This is a genomic window from Stenotrophomonas sp. STEN056 (assembly GCF_056759635.1).
Genome location: NZ_JBRRDL010000015.1, coordinates 28257 through 47686, shown reverse-complemented (window position 1 = coordinate 47686; position 19430 = coordinate 28257). Strand labels below are relative to the sequence as shown.

Here is a 19430-nt window from a genome sequence, read left to right as displayed (position 1 = left end):
GAGACTATCAAACGTCCCAGCCAAACCAGACAATGCCAGTACCGGCTGCCAACTCCGCTTCATTGCGCTCGCTCACCGAAACCGTGATCGGAGCTACGCCTTCGCGCTCATAGCGGCGGCTACCAACACCATCTTCACGGCTGACAGGCTGGCCCTTGGCTTGGAAACCAGCCTGTACAAAGCTGGAATCGATCTCCTTCCAAAGGGCTGCGCCCTGCAGCCCGCCCTTGTACTCAATCGAAACGCCGCGACGCTTCACGCCTTCCTTGTCCACGACCTGATCGGACTTCAACGAGTGCTCAAACTTGAACTGCAGGTTCGAATCCGGAAGATGCCCATTCAGTCCGGTAGCGTCAGCCTTCGCATGCCCCTGCTCACCCGTCGCCACGCCAGCCGCTCCTTCAGCCTGCTGCACCGCCGCCTTATCAGCCGCAGCCGATGTTGCTTCAGCGGGCGACTCTCCGCCCGAACAGGCCGCCAAGGATGCCACTGCGATCAGCGCGAAAATCTTCTTCATCTATCAACTCCTTCAGATTAATAAATAGTAACTATCAATAAAAACATCAAATAACTGCCACTGATTCGCAGCGTCATTTTGGGAGCAGCATCATCTCAACCAGCCATGATCTCGCAGCAGAGCGGCCTTGCGAGCCTCATCAAGGTCGAATTGCATCATCTCTCTACAGAGTTCCGCAAGTGTTGTTGCGGGCTGCCACCCCAGCTCCCTTCGTGCCAGTTCAGCATTTCCCAGAAGCGAGTCGACCTCAGCGGGACGGAAATAGCGCGGATCAACCATGACCACCTTGGCCCCAACCCTCAGCGAGGGTGCGTGAGAGCCTTCCAGCGTCACCACTTGCCCCACCTCGTCGCAGCCGGTCCCCGTGAAAGCGAGCCCAATGCCAATTTCGGCCGCTGCTGCAATAACGAACTCCCTCACGGAGACTTGCCGTCCGGATGCAATCACATAGTCCTTCGGCTCGGGCTGCTGCAGCATCAACCACTGAGCTACAACGTAGTCCCGCGCGTGACCCCAGTCGCGAAGTGAGTCGAGATTTCCAAGGTATAGCCGTTCTTCCAAGCCCATCGAAATCCTGGCCAACCCACGTGTGATCTTCCGGGTCACGAACGTCTCGCCACGACGTGGGCTTTCATGGTTAAACAGGATTCCGTTGCAGGCATACATGCCATGCGCTTCCCGATAGTTCACCGTAAGCCAATGCGCGAAAGCCTTGGCTGCACCGTAAGGGCTGCGCGGGTGAAACCTGGTAGATTCCGACTGAGGCGACTCGTGAACAAACCCGAACATCTCCGATGTACCGGCTTGATAGAAGCGCACTTTATTGGTGAGCCCCAGAGTCCGAATCGCCTCCAACAATCGCAAAGTACCCAACCCATTTACGTCAGCAGTGTACTCGGGCTGCTCAAAACTGACAGCCACATGGCTCTGGGCGCCAAGATTGTAAACTTCGTCCGGTTGAATCGAGTGAATGAGTCGGGTCAAACTAGACCCGTCCGTCAGGTCGCCGTAATGAAGCATCAGACGGCGATCGGACTCATGAGGATCTTGATAGATCGAATCAATCCTCTGGGTATTCAACGAGGACGCACGCCGCTTCAGGCCATGCACCTCATAGCCCTTGGACAAAAGAAGCTCTGCCAGGTAGGAACCATCCTGCCCAGTGATGCCTGAAATAAGAGCACGTTTAGGTCGCATACTTCGATCACTCATTCAAATCATTCCACGGAATTCTCAAGTCGAGCGGCGGACTTTAAGCCTGATATCCAACCGGATTGGCCTGTTGCCAGCGCCATGCATCTCGGCACATATCCTCAAGGGTCAGCTCCGCCTCCCAGCCAAGTAAACGCCTAGCCAATCCGGGTTCGGCATAACAACTGGCGACATCCCCCGGTCGTCTAGCGACGATCTTGTACGGAACATCCATGGAATTCACATCAACGAACGTCTGAACCAGTTCAAGAACGGAGACCCCCTTACCTGTTCCCAGATTAACTGCAATAACCCCCTTGGCGGCCTCATCACCCAACCATGCCAGCGCAGCCAGATGTCCCGACGCCAAGTCCACCACGTGGATGTAATCCCGCACCCCGGTTCCATCGTTCGTCGGATAATCGCCACCGAAAATCGAAAGCACCTCCCTTCTACCACAGGCAACCTGGGTTACAAAAGGAACCAGATTGTTCGGAATCCCAGAAGGATCCTCACCAATATAGCCAGAAGGATGCGCACCGACCGGGTTGAAATATCGGAGATTGATAATTGACCACCGTGGATTCGCCCTTCCGATGTCTTCCAAAATCTGCTCAATCATCAACTTGCTTTGCCCGTACGGGTTGGTCGCCCCCCGCTGCGCCGTCTCCCGGATTGGCACGGCCTCAGGAACCCCGTAAACGGTTGCGGAAGAAGAGAAAACCAGTCGGTATACCCCAGCAGCAGCCATGGCCTCTACCAGATTAAGCGTTCCAACGACATTGTTCTGATAATAGGCTAGAGGCTCGGAGACCGATTCACCAACCGCCTTCAATCCAGCAAAGTGTATTACTGCATCATAACCCTGCATCGCAAACACTTTGGCCAACCCGGCTTTGTCAAGGATGTCACCCTTGATAACTTTCGGGCGGCAGCCCGCCAAATCAGCCACCCGCTCAAGCGCCAACTCGGAACTATTGCAGAAATTGTCGAGCACCGTCACAGCGAAGCCTCGCTGCAACAGCTGCAACACGGTATGAGAGCCAATGTATCCAGCACCACCGGTAACCAAAACGTTCATCACAGCTCCATAGCTTCCTGCAAACAGACTGGCACACACTTGAGGATCAATTTGGCTTCCATGCAGCAGAAATCAACACAGCATCGTCGTTAGCCCGCGCCCGACCTGATGGGGTGCTTCCCAGCTTGCTGATGATGCCAAATATCTCGGCCAGATCAGATTCCGAGACTACATAGTTTGGAGCATATGAGCCGCAATGTATCGAAACCGAACTATTGATTCTCTCCGGATCCCGAATCTCCCGAATATCCTTCTCGAAAATATCCAGCAGATTGGTGACGCACCACTCACCGCGCGCCCGGACACCGGAGCTATCCCACACATGCGCAAGCACACCATGTCTGGCAAGGATGTCACCGGACATGAAATCCTCATACAAATGATAGTTCGACAAGGCTCGTGCAACTGGAGTCCTAAAATATTGTGCTGCAGCAAAACTCATCACGTAAAGACCACCGCCCGCCCAATGATCTGGCGGCCCCTGAATTTCAAAAGGCGCGTCTGTGTGATCAGAACCGGCGCTCACCTTGCCATAATGCCAGGTCGAACTTGGCTTGATTCCAGCACGCGACGGAGTCCGCTTTCCGAAATACTCGTGAGGGGTCCGCTCCGTTACTGCATAGAAATTATCGAAGTTGATGAACACATCATCATCAACCTTGACGACACGTTCAAAGGCAAGATTCTCCGCACAGAACTCGATTGCGCACCTGACTTTTTCAGGAAGATCCTGGTAGAAGTCACCGCATGCCAAACTCAGCACACCATCCTGTGAAAGCTGATTTCGCTCAGCCCCGCCAACCACATACAAAACCAGATCATCTGCGGCCGCTGATTCCTCGTAGTACTTGCGGAGCACATCAATTCGCCCCCGATATTTTTCACAAGAGATGACAAGAAATACATTCTTGTACTTGCGCCCACACACTGCAAATGGCAATACGTCAAACATCGGAAGCTTGGTCACCAAGCTGCAGTTTGAAACGTGAACTCCGCGAGCCAGCGCAAGAGACTTCAGCTTCTCCCAAGAGACCAGCTGAATATCCTTCTCATTGGGTTTGTGGAATTTGTCGCCAACCTGCTGATAACCATCAAACCAATAGTTTGGGTTTTCTCCGATCTGACCCACGACTTCATAGCGAATGCCATCCAGATCCTGCACACCCGCCAGCATCTCGACATAGTTGCAGTCAACGCCCAGAAGGATGAAGTTCCGGTATCCCAACACATAACCTGCCTGGATCGCATTGGTTCCGGAAGATCCGCAGTCATAGAACTCATCAAAGGAATCGCTTAATTCCTGCTGCTGGGAGACCCCCCGAGGTGCCAACTTGAAATTTATCCTCTGGAATCTGGAATTATCCTTGCACTCCTCGGAAAACACGTCCTGTTTAGCAAAGAAGTACTTCCGGATACGACCTTCATTCCGCACAAGTTCCGTGTACGCCTCCGCATGACTTTCGCATACACGATAATCAAAACTGCCGAAGTATGTGGGATAGAAATCATATTTCTGATACGCGCGATACGCCGCATTCAAGCCGAATGTATCGTACTCACGAACCAGCGCCAGCAGTTCAGGGGTGTTCATGATCTCGCCGAGCGAAGGCCCATTACCCATGATGATCAGCGTTTCACCCTTACGCTGAGCAGCATCCATCAGCAATGACCGATACTTCTCTGTGCGGACATGTCGGACCTTGTGCGAATTCCGCTCGAGAATTTTTATTCCCAAAGCAGGCTTCACGACAAGACCATCAGCGGTCAATCCCTGCCGTTCGGCCCGGGCTGACATGAATATCTGCTTGTTAATCTCCTCATTCTCGATACCTGTGCGCATATCATGCGACAGATGCAGGACGAACACTCCTCGCGTCAAGCCCGCCGTACCGATGACCGTCAAACCGAATTTACTGACCACCCGATGTTCAAAGTCGCGATCCTCACTACCCCATCCCACATACTGCTCATCAAAACCGCCAACACCAAGCGCATGCTTGCGCTTCAACATCCACATGTAGCTATACGGCATCCCCACTGCATGAAGTTGCCCTTGCTTTAGGTGCGAGTGAGTTTCAAACATGTTGACGGCAAGAACATGCCGATCAAAATCGACGCGCGTGCGTTCGCCACAATGGAACTTACTGAAGAAATCAATCGGAAACAGAACGTCGCAATCAACAAAACAAACAAGATCTGTCTGTGCGGCATTAATCCCCTGATTCAGAAGACCCGACCGGGACCATGAGACCCCAGTATCAACCAGAATGTGCTCCACATCCACTGCAGAGTCCGAAAGGCAGGAGCGATCAAAAGAATCCTGCCCCTTGTCTTCAACAACAATGACCTTCGCGTAGACCGGACTGGCAGTGCTTAACATGTACGCGCGATAAGCATCACTGAGGCTTTTGATTGCAATCTCAGCCCTTCGGCTACGATTCTTTATTGGAACGATGAAGGTGATCGAACCAGGAGCAAATGCCCTGTCTGCCAAGGCCACGCAATGATTCCCAGCGTAATCCGACAGGTAGTTATATGGAAACGGAAGGGCATACGGCGCTACAAACCGAAACTCATCGTTAAAACGGGTCTCAATGATCTTGCAGCGATCAGCCACGAACTTCAAACGCGACTGCGAATCCAGCAGCTTTTCCTCAAGCTTGATCAATTCCTGAGCGGACAGCTGAGGGCGACCAGACCACTCAACAACTCGAGCACGAACGCTTTCAGGCAGGATCGGCCAGAATCGCTTCAGATACGGCGCGTTTGCCGACTCTCCGTTGATCGAAAGACTGGCCCTTTCCGCGGCCAAGCCAAACAGACCATCGATGTCTTCCTTCTTCCCCATCCTGGTCGCACTGTAAAGCGCCGCATTGAAATATATGGATGCACCCGTCCTGACGAAATTCGAGCGTCCTTTCGAGAACGCGCGCTCGAACTCCCCGCTTCGAATATCGGAATTAATACCGCGAATTACGTCCGCAACCACTGAAACTTCTCCTATCGATTCTGCAACCTTGTGCTTTCCAGCAACTTCACCAGCGTCACTTCCACCAGACGTCAGGAAGAAGCGCCTCGGCGGGATGTCCATGGCCTTAAGGAGCCGATCATAAATGTAGTCATTCCCGGATTCAGTAAGATGGATATTGTCGCAAGTATTCCGTTTGACAGCCGCATCATCCCACTCCCGGAGATCCACCACCGGGCAGGTCAACTTTTCCGTAAAGAAGTCACTATAACCATGGGTTATCGACATGTTGGCCGGCCGTTCGCGCTTATAATCACCACGCCAGCCCGAAACAAGTCGATTGGAATTAATGAAGACAAGATTCTTCATCCTATTGAGCGCCGGTATAAGCAACGGGGCGGCCATCTGCTTACCGTACATATTTATCGTCGGCTTGTCGTCATACATGACATCGAACGGACGATCATAGTAGGTGGCAAGCTCGCGCTCGCCGAAATACTTATCAAAGACAGCCTTCTTGCTGTTCACTACCTTCTTCGAGTAATCCCCGGTATTTACTCGAAGATTCTCAAGATTTGAAATATCCCTGCAGTCATAGAGATCGTTACGCGCACTATCAACAGGCCGGGGCGACCATTCCACTATACCTGTCTGCAATACTATTGCGTCGTACCCTGCACAAGCTGTTTCGTCGAACCGCTCCATGAAATCGAGTGTGGTCGTCCATTTCATTGGGCAAAGAACAAGATCAACTTTGAATCGGGAGTCACCATCCAGCCGCTCACCGAAAAGCTGATGCTTGGTGCCGGCCGGTTTATGTTGACCTCGACTGTCAGTAAATATCAAAATTTTCATAGCCCCCCACATTCAATAATCTTAAATATTCAGACCAACATTTCAAAAATCAGCCAGGATCGTGAAGGCGCGATGAAATGGCCCCATCGAGCTGAATCACACTCCCGCTCATAAATGGCCGGCATCCCGATATCACGAAAAGCGCCGTCTCTGCCAACTGCTCGGGAGTTCCAATACAACGCGCCGGATGGAATGCCTTCAAGGCCTCCAGACCAGCCGGATTATCCGCGAAGCCAGCTTCGAGCATTGGCGTTTCTATAGCCGCCGGTTCAATCGCATTGACACTGACACGTGGCCCCAGATCCACCGCCATGGCGCGGGTCAATCCGCTCAATGCCGCTTTACTCGTGGCATAGGCTGTGAAACCGGATTTGGTTAGCCGCGCATGGATACTACTTATATTAAGAACACTCCCCCGCCCGGACTCCAACTCTGCCAGGAACGCCTGGGCCCAGAAGAATGGCGCAAGCAAATTTACATTCAACGTCGTTTTCCAAGCCGCACGATCCAGATTTTCGGTGCCGCCCAAGATCTGGATCGCTGCATTATTAATCAGGCCGGCAAGTGGCCGACCGGCCAAAACCAGCCTCAATTCAGCGAACACACTGTCCGCATAAGCCTCGTCACTCACCGTTCGAGCCAGATCGCAAACAAAGTAATGTCCGGCCCGGCAGTCAATTGGGCGCTGCTCTTTATCGACAGCTACAACTGTGTAGCCAGCCTCAGCGAAGGCGTTGACCATCGCCCGGCCGACTCCGCCAGCGGCGCCGGTGATGATGACACAGCTCATCCGCCCTCCAAGAAACCGAAAAGTCGATCCATTGCCTGCAGACTGGCCCTGCGCACGGCGTCCTTCGTATTGGAACCATTGTGCGATCCGAAGATGCAACGTGGCATCAGGCGTAACGGAGACTCCGCAGGTAATGGTTCGACTTCAAAGACATCCAAGCCCGCAGCAGCAACCTGACCTGACTGCAGGGCTGCAATCAATGCAGCCTCATCGATCAAGGGCCCGCGCGCCACGTTGACCACATGCACACCTCGTTTGGTCGCGGCAAGCACTTCGGCATTGAGCATGTGCTTGTTATGTGCATTCAGGGCGCAGGTGAAGACGATGAAGTCCGCCTCGCCGATACGCTGCGGCCAGGTCGCACGCTCAACACCCACAATCCCGCCATCGTCATTGTTGCCAGGATCGTAAGCCACGATCGGCATGTCGAATGCGGCAAGCCGCTTTGCCGTGCTGCGGCCGATGTCACCAAAACCCACCAGCGCCACGCGCTTGCCGGCCAGGCTCATGCCTGGTGGCTTCGGCCATGCATGCTCCTGGCGAATGCCACGATCGATCAGAAACAGGTCACGGGCCAAACCGATGACATAGCCGACGGCAACATCAGCCACTTCACCCCCAAACATGTTGGGGGTATTGATGATCGGAATGCCCAGATCCCTGCAGGCAGCGAAATCGACATTGTCCACGCCGATACCCCACTTGACCGCAGCCTTCAGGCTGCCGGACTGCGCGGCTTCGAACACCTGCCGTGTAGCTGGATCGTCCCCGATGATCCAGCCCTCGTAGGCCGGCAGCTGTTGAATCAGTTCCTGCTCGCTCATCACCTGGGTGACTTTCGCAGGCACCAGCTCGTAACCCCGCTCAGCAGCCAAGGGGATGAATTCGTCAATCATGCCCAGCATCGGAGGGCATGTCACCAGTACCTTGCGCATCATGCCTTCCCCTGCTCCTGCATGAAACGAGCTGCAACCACGGCAAAATCCCAGTCCTCTGGCGTATCAATATCGATCGACTCAAACTGCGGCCCTTCGTGCATCATCGGCCTGCCGCCAATGCGGGCGCCCGTTGACTCAAAACTCGGGCGAGTGAACAGGTAGATGTTCGAGTTCTCCTCAAACCAGGGCTCAAGATCTTGGGTGCGCACCAGATTGTCGGGGTCATGATTCACTGCGCTGCAATCCGCCCGATAGAAGCGGGTCTGAATCTTGTCCACGGTAAACAAGGAGTCAGCGCTACCGTCGACAAGCGCGGCCTCATATGCAGCCAATGCGTTGCGGATAGTATCCGCGCTGACCAATGGATTGGTCGTGTGGGTCATCAGATAGATGTCAGCATCCACATTTTCCACGTCATCCGCGAGAACAAGATTCATGGAGACCAAGTCGCCACAGATCTCGGGTTTGCGATCCCGAATCCTGATGCGATCTGTCTCCACCAGTCCATTTTCCGCAAGAATATGACGGGCATCGGTATTGATGATCACCTGGTCAATCTGCTCCACTTCCAGCAGTGTATCCAGGATCCAACGAAACAGCGGTTTTCCACAGAACTCACGGAAGTTCTTGCCCTTCACACGCTCGCTGTTTGCTTTCATCGGCAGCAATGCAACAATCTTCTTCTCGGCGCTCATTCGACTCAACTCGGATAGAAATATTTTTCCTTATCGGCGTGCGAGAGCTTGCGGTGCTCGTGATTGCCGATAAAGGAGCCTGTGTACTGGAAATAACGATAGCGGACGATGGACAGACAGTTTTTCAGGAAAACGCCCTGACGCCGCGCGGCCAGCCAATCCTGTCTAATACTGCTGAAGATGTAGCGAAGCGTATCGCGACGTCGCACGTGGATCTGCGGCATAATTTTCTGCAATGCGATCGCTTCGCGCTCGAACCGACGCCGGACCTGCTTCCAGGTTTCGGCATGGTGGTGGTAGACACCAGCTTCCGCCACATACCCGACGCGGCCACCGTCACGGCACAAGCGCTGCGAGAGTTCCATATCCTCCAGCCCAGTCACTTCCTCATCAAACCGATACTTTTGCCACACTGCGCGCGATAGCGCAGAATTGGCGTTATTACAGAAGAAGCCGTCCTGGGGAATCGCAGAACCCTCGGGAAAGTACTTGCCGAAGATCCTGTGTTCACTGAAATGACTGTCTTCGCCGCCATGCTGCCTTCCATAGCTGTAGTCCACCAAGCCATCGGCGATTGGCCGACACAACAAACTCAACCAGTTGCGGTCCAACGGCACGCAGTGGCCACTGATCAACACCAGCACCTGCCCATTGGAAACTTCACAGCCCATGTTCAATGAGCGTCCGAATGAAAAATCTTCGCGCCTGATGTGCGTAATGATGCAACCGTGTTTCTGCGCAATCTCCAACGTACCGTCGGTTGAGCCGGAATCAATGAGAACAACTTCAGCCCGGGAATCCCCCAGATCCTGATCGCTTATGGATTGCAACAATTCATCGAGGTAACGCGCCTCGTTGAGTGTACGAATGACAACGCTGATCAACATAATTCAGGAAAAGAAATAACTGGGTTGAATGGCCAAGCGGAATTGAGGCTTCATCTGCGCATAAACAGCGCGAATTTCCTCCAGACTGACCGCATTGGCAGCGAACATGTCCCAATGCACCGGAACCAATTCATCCACGTTCAACTCCTCTGCCAACAGCAGTGCTTCCCGCACCGACATATTGCCAATGATGCCTCGCCTTCCGCGGAAAAAATTGTGCTCATTCACCGGCAACACTGCGCTGCGGATTGGCGATAAGGCCTGCACCGCATCGATCAACTCCTGTCTTACCGATGTATCCCCGGCCAGGTAGATCCTGCGACCAGCGTGTTCCAGGACATAGCCCACGCATGCAAGTGCACCATTGTCGTCTCGGCTGATCTCCGGATGGGCCGCAGGAACGGCGTGTACACGCAACTGTGGCGCCAACTGCAGCCATCGCTCGTCGGCCGCGTGCAGGCGCTCAGTCGCAACACCCCATTCTGCCAACAGCGCGAGCACCGTTGGTGGCCCCATGAACTGGGCAGCTGCAGAGGCCTTGGCCAACTCCGGCAATGTGTGTGGATCGCAATGATCTAGGTGATCATGGGTCAACAGAACCCAGGCTGCGTCTGCCACTTCCTCCGGCTTCAATGGAATAGGGAGCAGGCGCTTGAGATCTGGCCCGTCCAGCTTCTCCACGGAATGAGAAAGATAGGGATCCAGATAGACCGTGCAACCGGGTATACCGATCCGGCACCCGGATTGGCCGAGCAACTGTAGCGGCAGCGCTTTCGATGGGTTCGTTTGCTCAAGCGGCATCATGTTAGAAACAATTCCTTGTAATCGACCTTTTCAAACACCTGACATCCTCCATCGATTGTCGCGTCCAGGATCCGTCGCCCCTCCCGCTCATAAGCAGCCCTGGCGATCCGGAATGACTCTTCAGAATGAGCCAGATCCGGATTATTCCACTGCTGCCCATTCCCGAAGTAATCGGGATGAAAGTGATTGGGATCCGCACCGTCCAGACGCTTCAGTTCATTTGGTGCCCCCTGATACTGAAAATAGTGATCCAATCCGATCAGTACAACAGTATCGAACCCGAGAAAGCGGGCGATCTGCAGAGCAGCATAAGTAACGGTCCATCCCTCATGCACACCTTTCACGATGTCATGACAGAAGCGCTCCGGCGGCTGAGTGGTGTTGATGTGGTAGGTGAGCGCATCTTCTGCCACCAGCGCCGCACTGCGGTTGCTGATGAATTTGACGCACGTCAACTCCCTTATCTCTGCTGCCGACTGCTCAACCACGTAGGGATTCACCGCTACGTAGTACCGCGGATAGAAACCGAACTGATTGAAACCCAGGTAAATCTTGTTGAGACCAATGACAACTTCGTTCCGCAGAAACGCAAGTTCCATCCGATTCAACGACGGACCATTGGCCACGATCACGCCACGCCGTCCGACATGACGGTCACGAAGCATTTCAAAACGATCCAGGCTCACGATCGCTCCATTTCGTAGCCATGACGACGCAACCAACCGCCATGATCCATCTGGATGCGCCTTACCTCATCGGCAGTCAAGCTGTCGCGATAGCTGAGGATCCTCTCTGGATCGGTGATATGCAGAGGACTGAGCAACAGTCTGTCGTATTGGTTCGTCGGCAGATTCTGTACATCCTTGCTGATCCGAACTGCATCGACCACATCCAGACCAAGAAACTCGAGAACGCGCCGGGTCTCACGCTCTGGATGCGTGATGTAGTCCTCATAGATGAATTCATAGTCGCCACGCGGAAACCACATCTCATGCAGGGCCCGGTTGTACTTTGCATATTCGATCACACCGCCCACGCGCTGCATCAGTGGAAATCCACGTCGCTTGGCCGAAGCAACGGTGTCTCGTAGATCGCGTCGCGTATTCAGCACAACGGTTGCCCGGGAAGCAACATCGTCACGAAATTCATGGGTTTTGATCAACAGCAGATCCTGCTCAGGATCATCGAGCAACTCCTTGCCAGCCCCTTCCGAATACAGAGATTCAAAAGACAGCTGCGCCAGTTCCAACGCTTCACGCACTATATTGAAGAGCGCAGTGGAACCCGAGTGCCGCATGCCGGCGATTACAACTGTCACCCTACCTTGGCGAACCAAGGCAGGAATGTCATAGCCTGGGCGGCCACTCGAACTGAAAGCCAAAGCATTGCCGGGTGTCGGCAAGAACATTGCGTCCCGCGCCCCCAGGTCGACCTGATCACCAGCCCCACTGACCACCATTTGGCGCGGCGAGTAGTACTGCACAACACCCGACTCCGCGCCCCGCAAGGGATTCTTCCATAAACCCAGACGACCAGCCTCATTGAGCATCCGCGCCTGTGAGACCAAACGCGGGTCGCCCCCCTGACCAGCAGCAGATTGGGAAAAATGGGAAATCGCCGCGGATTCATCACCACGGATTGCAGCGACACGACCGAGCACGTTATGCGTCCCGGCCAATAAAATTGAGGCAATCTCCTGTCGCGACGCCCCCCACGTCAAGGCCTGTCGCAGCATGGGCCGTGCAGCGTCGATCTCTTCGAGCTGCAGCTTTGCCGCCGCAATCAACAGCGCAAGCTTCGCCCGATCAGGATGCTCCGAAAGCTGTTCAATTGAAACGACGGACAAGCTGGTCCAATCGCCAAACTGCCACTGCATTCGCGCGCTTTCAAGCCCTATCGTGACCATGCTCGATGCGGCAGCCTCGACCTTGTCTCCCCCTGCAACAGCTATCCCGGCCTTGGCATGCTCGACCACATTGGAGCTGCCGGCCCCAGCAGCGACTGCTGGCTTCCTGGAGCCAGACGTCTTCTGCATATGTCGGTCAGAACGCGTCAAGGCATTTGCTCCAGATCGATGTCTTCATGCGCGGCAGAAGCACTCATGGCGTCTCTCCACGCAGGAGTATTTCCTTGATCAGATCGACATGAGCCTCCGCCTTCACGACTTCTCGGTTCAGCCAGCCCTGATACTGCTGTGCCTGCTCACGTTCGCGCTCCAGATCAATAACCCGGGCTCCGCGCTCCTGACTCTGCCGGCTGGCATGTTCGAGCTTGGACACACATTCTCCAAGCTTCATCGAGAGATCATCGGCACGCTTGGTTTCCACTTCCAACTTGGCCGCCATCTCCTCACCCGCCTTGATGAGATTGTCCCGGCGCTCCACTAGCTGACGCACCAATGTTTCACGCTCCTCGAACTGCGCCCGCAGGCCATCAGCCTCCTGGCGCACGTCTGCGTTGCGGCTGTGCAGCTCCTTGACCTCCCCTTCAAATCGCTCGATCTTCCCAGCAATTTCGTCGTGCACGTGCTTCAGCTGGCGCTCTGACGCCGCGGCCAAGTCATGCTGAACCGCCAACTCACCTTCGCGCACCAAGAGTGTGGATCGAAGATCCTCCAACTTCCCAACTGCCGCAGCCAGGCCCTGCTCCAAGTCGGTCCGCTCGGCCAGTTCCGACCAATAGCGCGCCTCGCGCCGGAAAAGCACGCTCTGGAACGGATAGATCCCAACCTGTGAACCCATCACCGAGAAACCGCGCGCGCCCAACCGCGAGGCAATGACGACCGCACTCGCATCCCCCGTGTAGAGCGGCTCAGCGGAGACTTCCACCACGATTCCGGCCAGACGCTCCAGCTGTTCATCTGAGAGCGATTCAATCAACTCCAAGGTCTGTCCAGGAGCATCCAACACCATGACACAGCTGCCGGCATCTCCGCTGTCGAAGTCCGCGATGATCCGCGACAGCGGCACCGCGTCCACCTCAAGCTGAGCAGTCGCCCGTAGGCCCGGAAACAGCTCAAATAAACCCGAAGGCTGCTTGACACTGGAATACCGGGACTGATTCACCACATGCAGGGGCGCTTTTGGCAGAACTACCGCCGTCGCCGCGACGGAGCGAAGCGACTCACCTTGCGAGGAATCCAGCTGTTGTTCCAACGAAGCAGCCGTGCCTGGGTCCGCCTCGACAAGCTGCAGCCGACCAGCACCCAGGGCACGCCAAGACATCCCTCCTTGCCCTGCCCCCACTACCAGAAGCGAGATGGAGTCAGGCGCTCGGCCTGAAATCAGCTGTTCAAACAGTTCCTTCACATCGGTCACCACTGGAAAAGAAGTAGGGGCCAACTGAAGGTGCGCCTTGCACTTTCTGGCCAATGAACATCAAAATTAACAATTCAGGAATTGTTGCAACACGAGACAGTCCGGCCATTTTCACATAATTGCAATGGCGAGTTGTCAGCAAGGCTAGCCTTTTACAGAAGCTTTTCGTAGATCACCCTGTAAGCGGCAGCCATCGCTGCTGTCGTTGCAGTCCGAGCAACCTCCTCCTGCCAGCGGCGTACATCCCGTTGGCCGCGTTCACGCTCAGCCGGCACCTCAATCAACCGCCGGAGCAACGACCTCAACGCCCCCTCCTCCGTAGGAAATGGCAACAGCCAACCCGCCCCACTTGCGGCAATGCGCTCCCCAACCGCCCCCACATCCACACCAATGACAGGCAGACCAGCCGCCCAGCACTCGGTCAATGTGTGGCAATAGGTTTCTGGCCAAATCGACAGGATCGCAGCAACATCCGGCTTGATCATCTCCACCAGCCGCGCAAAGTCCCTGCGTTGATAACTACCATGCTCGACCACCAGGCCCTTCAGCTCTGGAGGGCAACTACCCATGACATGGAATTCAACGTCGTCTGAAGACTCCCCCGCCACCAGATCCCGGACCAGCATTGATCCCTTGTGCGGTGAAAGATTTCCAGGCAGCAGGACCCTGAGCGGCCGCCCGTTCAGCGGCGCCGCACCAGGGCCACCAAGAAACCGCTCGAAATCACGCCCATGCGGTATCACATGGAAGTCGTGGACACGCTCGCGCAATACCGGCAGTGCATCCATCAACAGGGACCGCGCGAACTCCGCCGTGGTGATGAAGGCGGCGGCCCCCTTCAAGGCAACCTGCATACTCTGCTGCCAAGCGGCCAATCGCGCGGCATTCATCGGCACCCGGGTTGGATCATGGTGCCAGAGTGGATTGGGCCCATCCCCGGCAACACCACCTGGATACATACCGCCATTGAAATCCAGCAAATTGACCGTCGGGCAAATGCAATAGAAATCATGGAAGGAAACCACCACCGGAATATCCAAACCCTGAGCAGCCTCGATCAAGCCAAGTCCATGCCACGCCAGGTGCCTCACATGCAGGAGATCGATGCCCCATCGCAGCATCAGCGCTCTTACGACACGATCATATTCGGCACTACGGTGAGTAGCGAACCGCAACGGCTCATTGAGCTCGAATCTTTCCAGCGCCTCATAGGCACCGCTCTGGGTAACCCGCAGCACCTCCAGCATCGTTCCGTCACTAGCCAGGGCAAATGCATCGTACTCCTCGCCCAGCGCCGCCATCAGATCTGCATTGGTCTGAGGTGTCCCGCCCACTCGCGTGGACAACACATAGAGCACACGCTGCCGGGGAGGCCGTCCTCCAGCGATTAGCCTGCGAAACTGTCTGTCAATTCGGTAGCGAGCGTCTTCGAACACAGGCGAAGTGGATATCGCGGCGATGGCTCCCTCATACATCGGAAACCGCTCGCAGACCTTGGACACACCCGCTGCAATAAGTGCCTTGCGTCGACCACCGAAGGATGCCGAACGGCGATGCCTGACATATACGGTGGGGTCCACCAAGTGCGTCCAGCCAGCAGCCGCGGCCCGCTGGCAAAGATCATTTTCCTCACCGTAACCTTCCGGAAAAGCCAGTTCGTCAAACCCACCCACAGCATCAAGCAGGCTCCGCTTGATGTAGAGACAGAAGCCATTTCCTGTAGGCACTTCAAAGCAATCACCGGCCGCATTCTCCACAGCACGTGCCGTGACATCGGGATGAATCGCTGCTGGTGCTGGATGCGCGCCTGATCTGGGCACAGAGAACTCACCCGCCGCATTTGAAACTGCGGTCACAGTACCCACCTGCGGACTGGACGCTGCGGTAGCCTTCAGTCTGCGCAACCAGTGTGGCCCAACCACCGTATCACTGTTGAGCAACACCACATCATCGCCCGCCGCCTCTCGCATGCCATGGTTTACCGTGGCGGTATAGCCCTGACAGGCTTCATGGCGAATAACTCGGACGCCGGGCTTCCGCGCGGCATGATCAAGCAACTCGACGATACCCGGCTGCGAACTACCGTCATCGATCAGGAGCAGGTGATTCTCGCCGTCGAAACGAGTGTTTCGGAAGAGCGACTCAAGGCACTCACGTACCGCGTCAGCCGCGTTGTGAATGGGCACGATCACCGTGCAGCGGATATTGCGCAGGTCGGCAACGGCAGCCAAGCGGGGGCTTCCCGTCCGCGAAGGCACTGCGCGCCTCCCCAGAGGCAGGCCCACCGTCAAAAAGTGTTCGAGTGGCGTGCATCCACTCACGTCTCCATACGTGGCGCGATACCAGGCACCGTCGAACCGAGGTGACGTTGCTGCATCATTGCATGTCGCTTCGGTCAGATAGTGCACCAACGGATTCCGCTCATCCGCTGCATCCATGTAGCGTTGACGATAGTAATGCGTGTCAAAAAATGGATTCGGCTGACGCCCCTCAACCAAACCATGCTGGATGAAATGCAACAGGGGATCCAAGCGATGCTCACGCACGTCGGATTGGCAATCCAGATAGTGGACATCATCGAACAAGCAACTCCGCGCGATGGTTTCATAGTCGCTCAGATGCTGCTCATTGCATGCCCCACCGGATACAGGTAGTGGCGCCCCCACAGCGAACTTCTGTCGCCCTTCAGACTTGCCATGTCGCAAGTAATGCAACAGCGGATTGACCCCTGCAGCAGCAACGTCGGGATTGAGAAGCAGGTAGTGTCGCCCGCTGAAGTTCGGACCTGGCTCGCGATCCAGCCAGTCCCGCAAATATGCGATGACGAGATCTTCCTCCTCGCCCTGCACAGCGTACTGCTCGCCATACCACGCAGCATCAAAAAACCCGCTATCGCAGATCAGCCTGATTTCTTCGATAGCGATGTTCACCATACCCCTGCAATTTCCGGAAAATTCAAACCATCCACAAGCGGACCCAGCCGCTGCGCCCACCCGTGCCGCGCAACCGCCTCATCAAAACTATTCTGCGGCGGACGCCCCGTGGCCAGCTGCCTTACCACCGCATCGACAAATGCATCCTGATCGGCCGCCACCGTCAGCAGGCCTGGCACGGGTTCGATATTGGGAACTCCGGTCGCCACTACCGGCACTCCATTGGCTAGATAGACATAAGCCTTCAATGGGTTCATGTATCGGGTCAGGTCCATCCGAAGGTGCGGAATGATCCCTACCGTGAACGCTTTCAGCCATGGACCGAGTCGATCATGTGGCACAACACCTGGGAAATGCACATTGGGATACCGCTGCAACGCCAAAACAGATGGGTTGGCGTGCGTAGAACCCACCAACACAAGCTGACATTGCGGCAGAACTTCAGCCAGGCGCCCCAACAACACCACATCAATCTTCGATTCCAGATTTCCAACAAAACCTATGATCGGACCACCACGATCCAGACAAGCCTGCAGACGGGGATCAACATCCCCTGGAACAATAGGCAAGGGCGCATCACAACCGTTCAGAAGAACCTTGGTCTCAAATCCAAGCGCGGCCATTCCTTCGCGAATGGGCTCGCAGTTGGACAAAGCAAGGTCTGCCAGCGAAAGCACATGCCTATAGTGACGATCCAACCGTGCAATCTCGTCCGGCGATACACCTGGCCATGCCCGGTGGTCATCAACAACATCAACGACCACACGGGCAGGCTGCAGCCGACTGATCAAAGATGGCACCGAGAAGCAGCGTGGGAACAGCCAGAAAACAGCGTTACCAGGTTCCATTCCAAACCAACGCAGCTGGTCGCGTAGAAACCCTTCATAGGCATCGAGAAACTGCACTGAAGGGCGATCCTGATCGAATCCATCCGCCGCTTCGCCGTCATGCACGAATACCGAATGGACGACCTTTCCCGAATCCCACTTGCCAGCCAGCTTATCTATTGTCCGTTCCACCAACAGCTGATCATGCCTGTACGGATCCCGATTGGCCTCCATGGTTGTCAGACGCTGGACAGAGATCGGCGCATCCAGCATCAGTACTCGCCGAACATCCGAGCGCGATGCCAGATAACGGGCGATCATGTCATTGCGGTGCCCGTAGACAGTGGAGTCATTCTGCTTCCAGAACAGCACGACATCGACACCGTTTTCCTGAGCAGGTTCCGGCTTCCTTCTGGAAAGAAGCGCAGCGGCCGACGGCAACAGCGCACCATCATCCACCGGCAGCTGCTGCATCCACTGCTGCAATGGCTCGAACATCATCTTGAAGTACGGATTCTCAGCTCCAATCTGAGGAAACTCAGCGCGAACTCTCGCCCCCTGCTCGTCCAGCTTCATCCCAAGCGCTTGAGCTTCACGCGCCAACCAACCCTCTCGCGGTATCAGGACCGGCAAATAGTGCCAAGCAGCCAACCACAACAGCCCTGATGTCTTGTCTGCATAGACCTTCGGATCGTAATCCAGACATAGCAGGTCCGCTGATGCCAAGCGTTCATTGAGCTCAGCCTCGCTCCAGAAACCTGCATGTACCTCTACCGCGGGGTGCTCACCGGCGATTCCTTGGAGCTCATTGAACAGAGCTTTCGCCGCATCGGTTCGCACAGCCGAAAAATGCACGATGAAACGCTGATCGGAACGAGCCTGCTGCAGGCAGTCGCGCAATCGGCGCGGCAGATCGAGTACGCCCTTGTCAGCCTTTACCTCCCCCACATACAACAACGTTGTTTTGGGCACGCGCTGACGCCGCTGTGGCGTGCGCGGCGCGCGATTCCCAACCAGGCAGGGATGTATCGGCAAGGACGTCGCCAGTTGGAGCAGATGCGCATAGGCCTGCGCATATTCCGCACAGGCTGCATGCAACTGAATGGAGCCGGAGGCCCGCAATAGATTGAACGCTATTCTGAAATTGGACGCTCGCACCGCATCGACCACATCTCCAGATGCCCGAACTCCTGGCGAAAACATCAACAACACAACATGCTGCATGCGCCGCCCACGCTCGCCCAATGCCGTATTGGCCAACGCCAATGCATTGGCATGTTCCCATGACAAAGTGTGGTGAAAAACGTTCACGGGCAACGCCGGCCAACGTGCAAGAACCCATTCCAAAGCCGACACGTAGCTGCGGGCCAAGGACTGAATCCACTCCCAATGCTCCGCTGCTGTACCCGGCTTATCAGTCAATGCATAGAAATCCACGTCAAAAACCGGCTGCACGAGCGCACCGCCGTAGCGCAGCTGCTTTATGCATTCCGCGCTTGCAGCTACGTTGGTACAGAAGCCAAGGGAACCACCAAGCCCCCCCTCAGCCAACATCATCGCGATGGCGGTGTTATGCGCGCAGGTCCGACCCAACGCCGGATCCATGACAACCCATGGCACCCTACCC

14 protein-coding genes are annotated in these 19430 nt (G+C 55.5%); all 14 read right to left on the bottom strand.

The window, feature by feature from the left end; translation table 11 throughout:
* Positions 1–7: 7 nt before the first annotated feature.
* Positions 8–517 (bottom strand): hypothetical protein, encoded by a 510-nt coding sequence (locus tag ACVOLO_RS09875; protein ID WP_481570091.1) that lies wholly within the window; start codon positions 515–517, stop codon positions 8–10.
* Between the two features lie 90 nt (positions 518–607).
* Entirely contained in the window at positions 608–1714 is a 1107-nt protein-coding gene (gene gmd / locus ACVOLO_RS09870; RefSeq protein ID WP_481570090.1) for a GDP-mannose 4,6-dehydratase, read from the bottom strand.
* A gap of 55 nt (positions 1715–1769) precedes the next feature.
* Positions 1770–2789, bottom strand: coding sequence for a UDP-glucose 4-epimerase GalE (galE, locus tag ACVOLO_RS09865; RefSeq protein WP_481570089.1), 1020 nt, complete (start codon positions 2787–2789; stop codon positions 1770–1772).
* A gap of 46 nt (positions 2790–2835) precedes the next feature.
* Positions 2836–6612 carry a glycosyltransferase family 2 protein gene (locus ACVOLO_RS09860; RefSeq protein WP_481570087.1) on the bottom strand — a complete coding sequence of 1259 codons (3777 nt, stop codon included), beginning with the start codon at positions 6610–6612 and terminating at the stop codon, positions 2836–2838.
* 49 nt (positions 6613–6661) lie between these two features.
* Complete coding sequence (locus ACVOLO_RS09855) at positions 6662–7402, bottom strand: SDR family NAD(P)-dependent oxidoreductase (RefSeq protein ID WP_481570086.1); 741 nt, start codon at positions 7400–7402, stop codon at positions 6662–6664.
* Complete coding sequence (locus ACVOLO_RS09850) at positions 7399–8337, bottom strand: phosphoglycerate dehydrogenase (RefSeq protein ID WP_481570085.1); 939 nt, start codon at positions 8335–8337, stop codon at positions 7399–7401. The genes ACVOLO_RS09855 and ACVOLO_RS09850 overlap by 4 nt, the downstream gene beginning before the upstream one ends.
* Positions 8337–9035 (bottom strand): acylneuraminate cytidylyltransferase family protein, encoded by a 699-nt coding sequence (locus ACVOLO_RS09845; RefSeq protein ID WP_481570084.1) that lies wholly within the window; start codon positions 9033–9035, stop codon positions 8337–8339. Before ACVOLO_RS09845 ends, ACVOLO_RS09850 begins: the two co-directional genes overlap by 1 nt.
* A gap of 5 nt (positions 9036–9040) precedes the next feature.
* Positions 9041–9919: a glycosyltransferase family 2 protein gene (locus ACVOLO_RS09840; RefSeq protein ID WP_481570083.1), complete on the bottom strand. Its 879-nt coding sequence runs from the start codon at positions 9917–9919 to the stop codon at positions 9041–9043.
* A gap of 6 nt (positions 9920–9925) precedes the next feature.
* A complete protein-coding gene (locus ACVOLO_RS09835) occupies positions 9926–10726 on the bottom strand; it encodes an MBL fold metallo-hydrolase (RefSeq protein ID WP_481570082.1) in 801 nt (266 codons plus the stop codon).
* The gene (locus ACVOLO_RS09830) at positions 10723–11412 is read right to left on the bottom strand and encodes a 6-hydroxymethylpterin diphosphokinase MptE-like protein (protein WP_481570081.1); all 690 of its coding nucleotides are present in this window, start codon (positions 11410–11412) and stop codon (positions 10723–10725) included. Before ACVOLO_RS09830 ends, ACVOLO_RS09835 begins: the two co-directional genes overlap by 4 nt.
* Positions 11409–12782 carry a hypothetical protein gene (locus tag ACVOLO_RS09825; protein ID WP_481570080.1) on the bottom strand — a complete coding sequence of 458 codons (1374 nt, stop codon included), beginning with the start codon at positions 12780–12782 and terminating at the stop codon, positions 11409–11411. The genes ACVOLO_RS09830 and ACVOLO_RS09825 overlap by 4 nt, the downstream gene beginning before the upstream one ends.
* A 43-nt stretch (positions 12783–12825) precedes the next feature.
* Entirely contained in the window at positions 12826–14067 is a 1242-nt protein-coding gene (locus ACVOLO_RS09820; RefSeq protein ID WP_481570079.1) for a hypothetical protein, read from the bottom strand.
* A 128-nt stretch (positions 14068–14195) separates the two neighbouring features.
* Positions 14196–16976, bottom strand: coding sequence for a glycosyltransferase (locus tag ACVOLO_RS09815; RefSeq protein ID WP_481570077.1), 2781 nt, complete (start codon positions 16974–16976; stop codon positions 14196–14198).
* A complete protein-coding gene (locus tag ACVOLO_RS09810; RefSeq protein WP_481570076.1) occupies positions 16970–19408 on the bottom strand; it encodes a glycosyltransferase in 2439 nt (812 codons plus the stop codon). The genes ACVOLO_RS09815 and ACVOLO_RS09810 overlap by 7 nt, the downstream gene beginning before the upstream one ends.
* Positions 19409–19430: the final 22 nt, after the last annotated feature.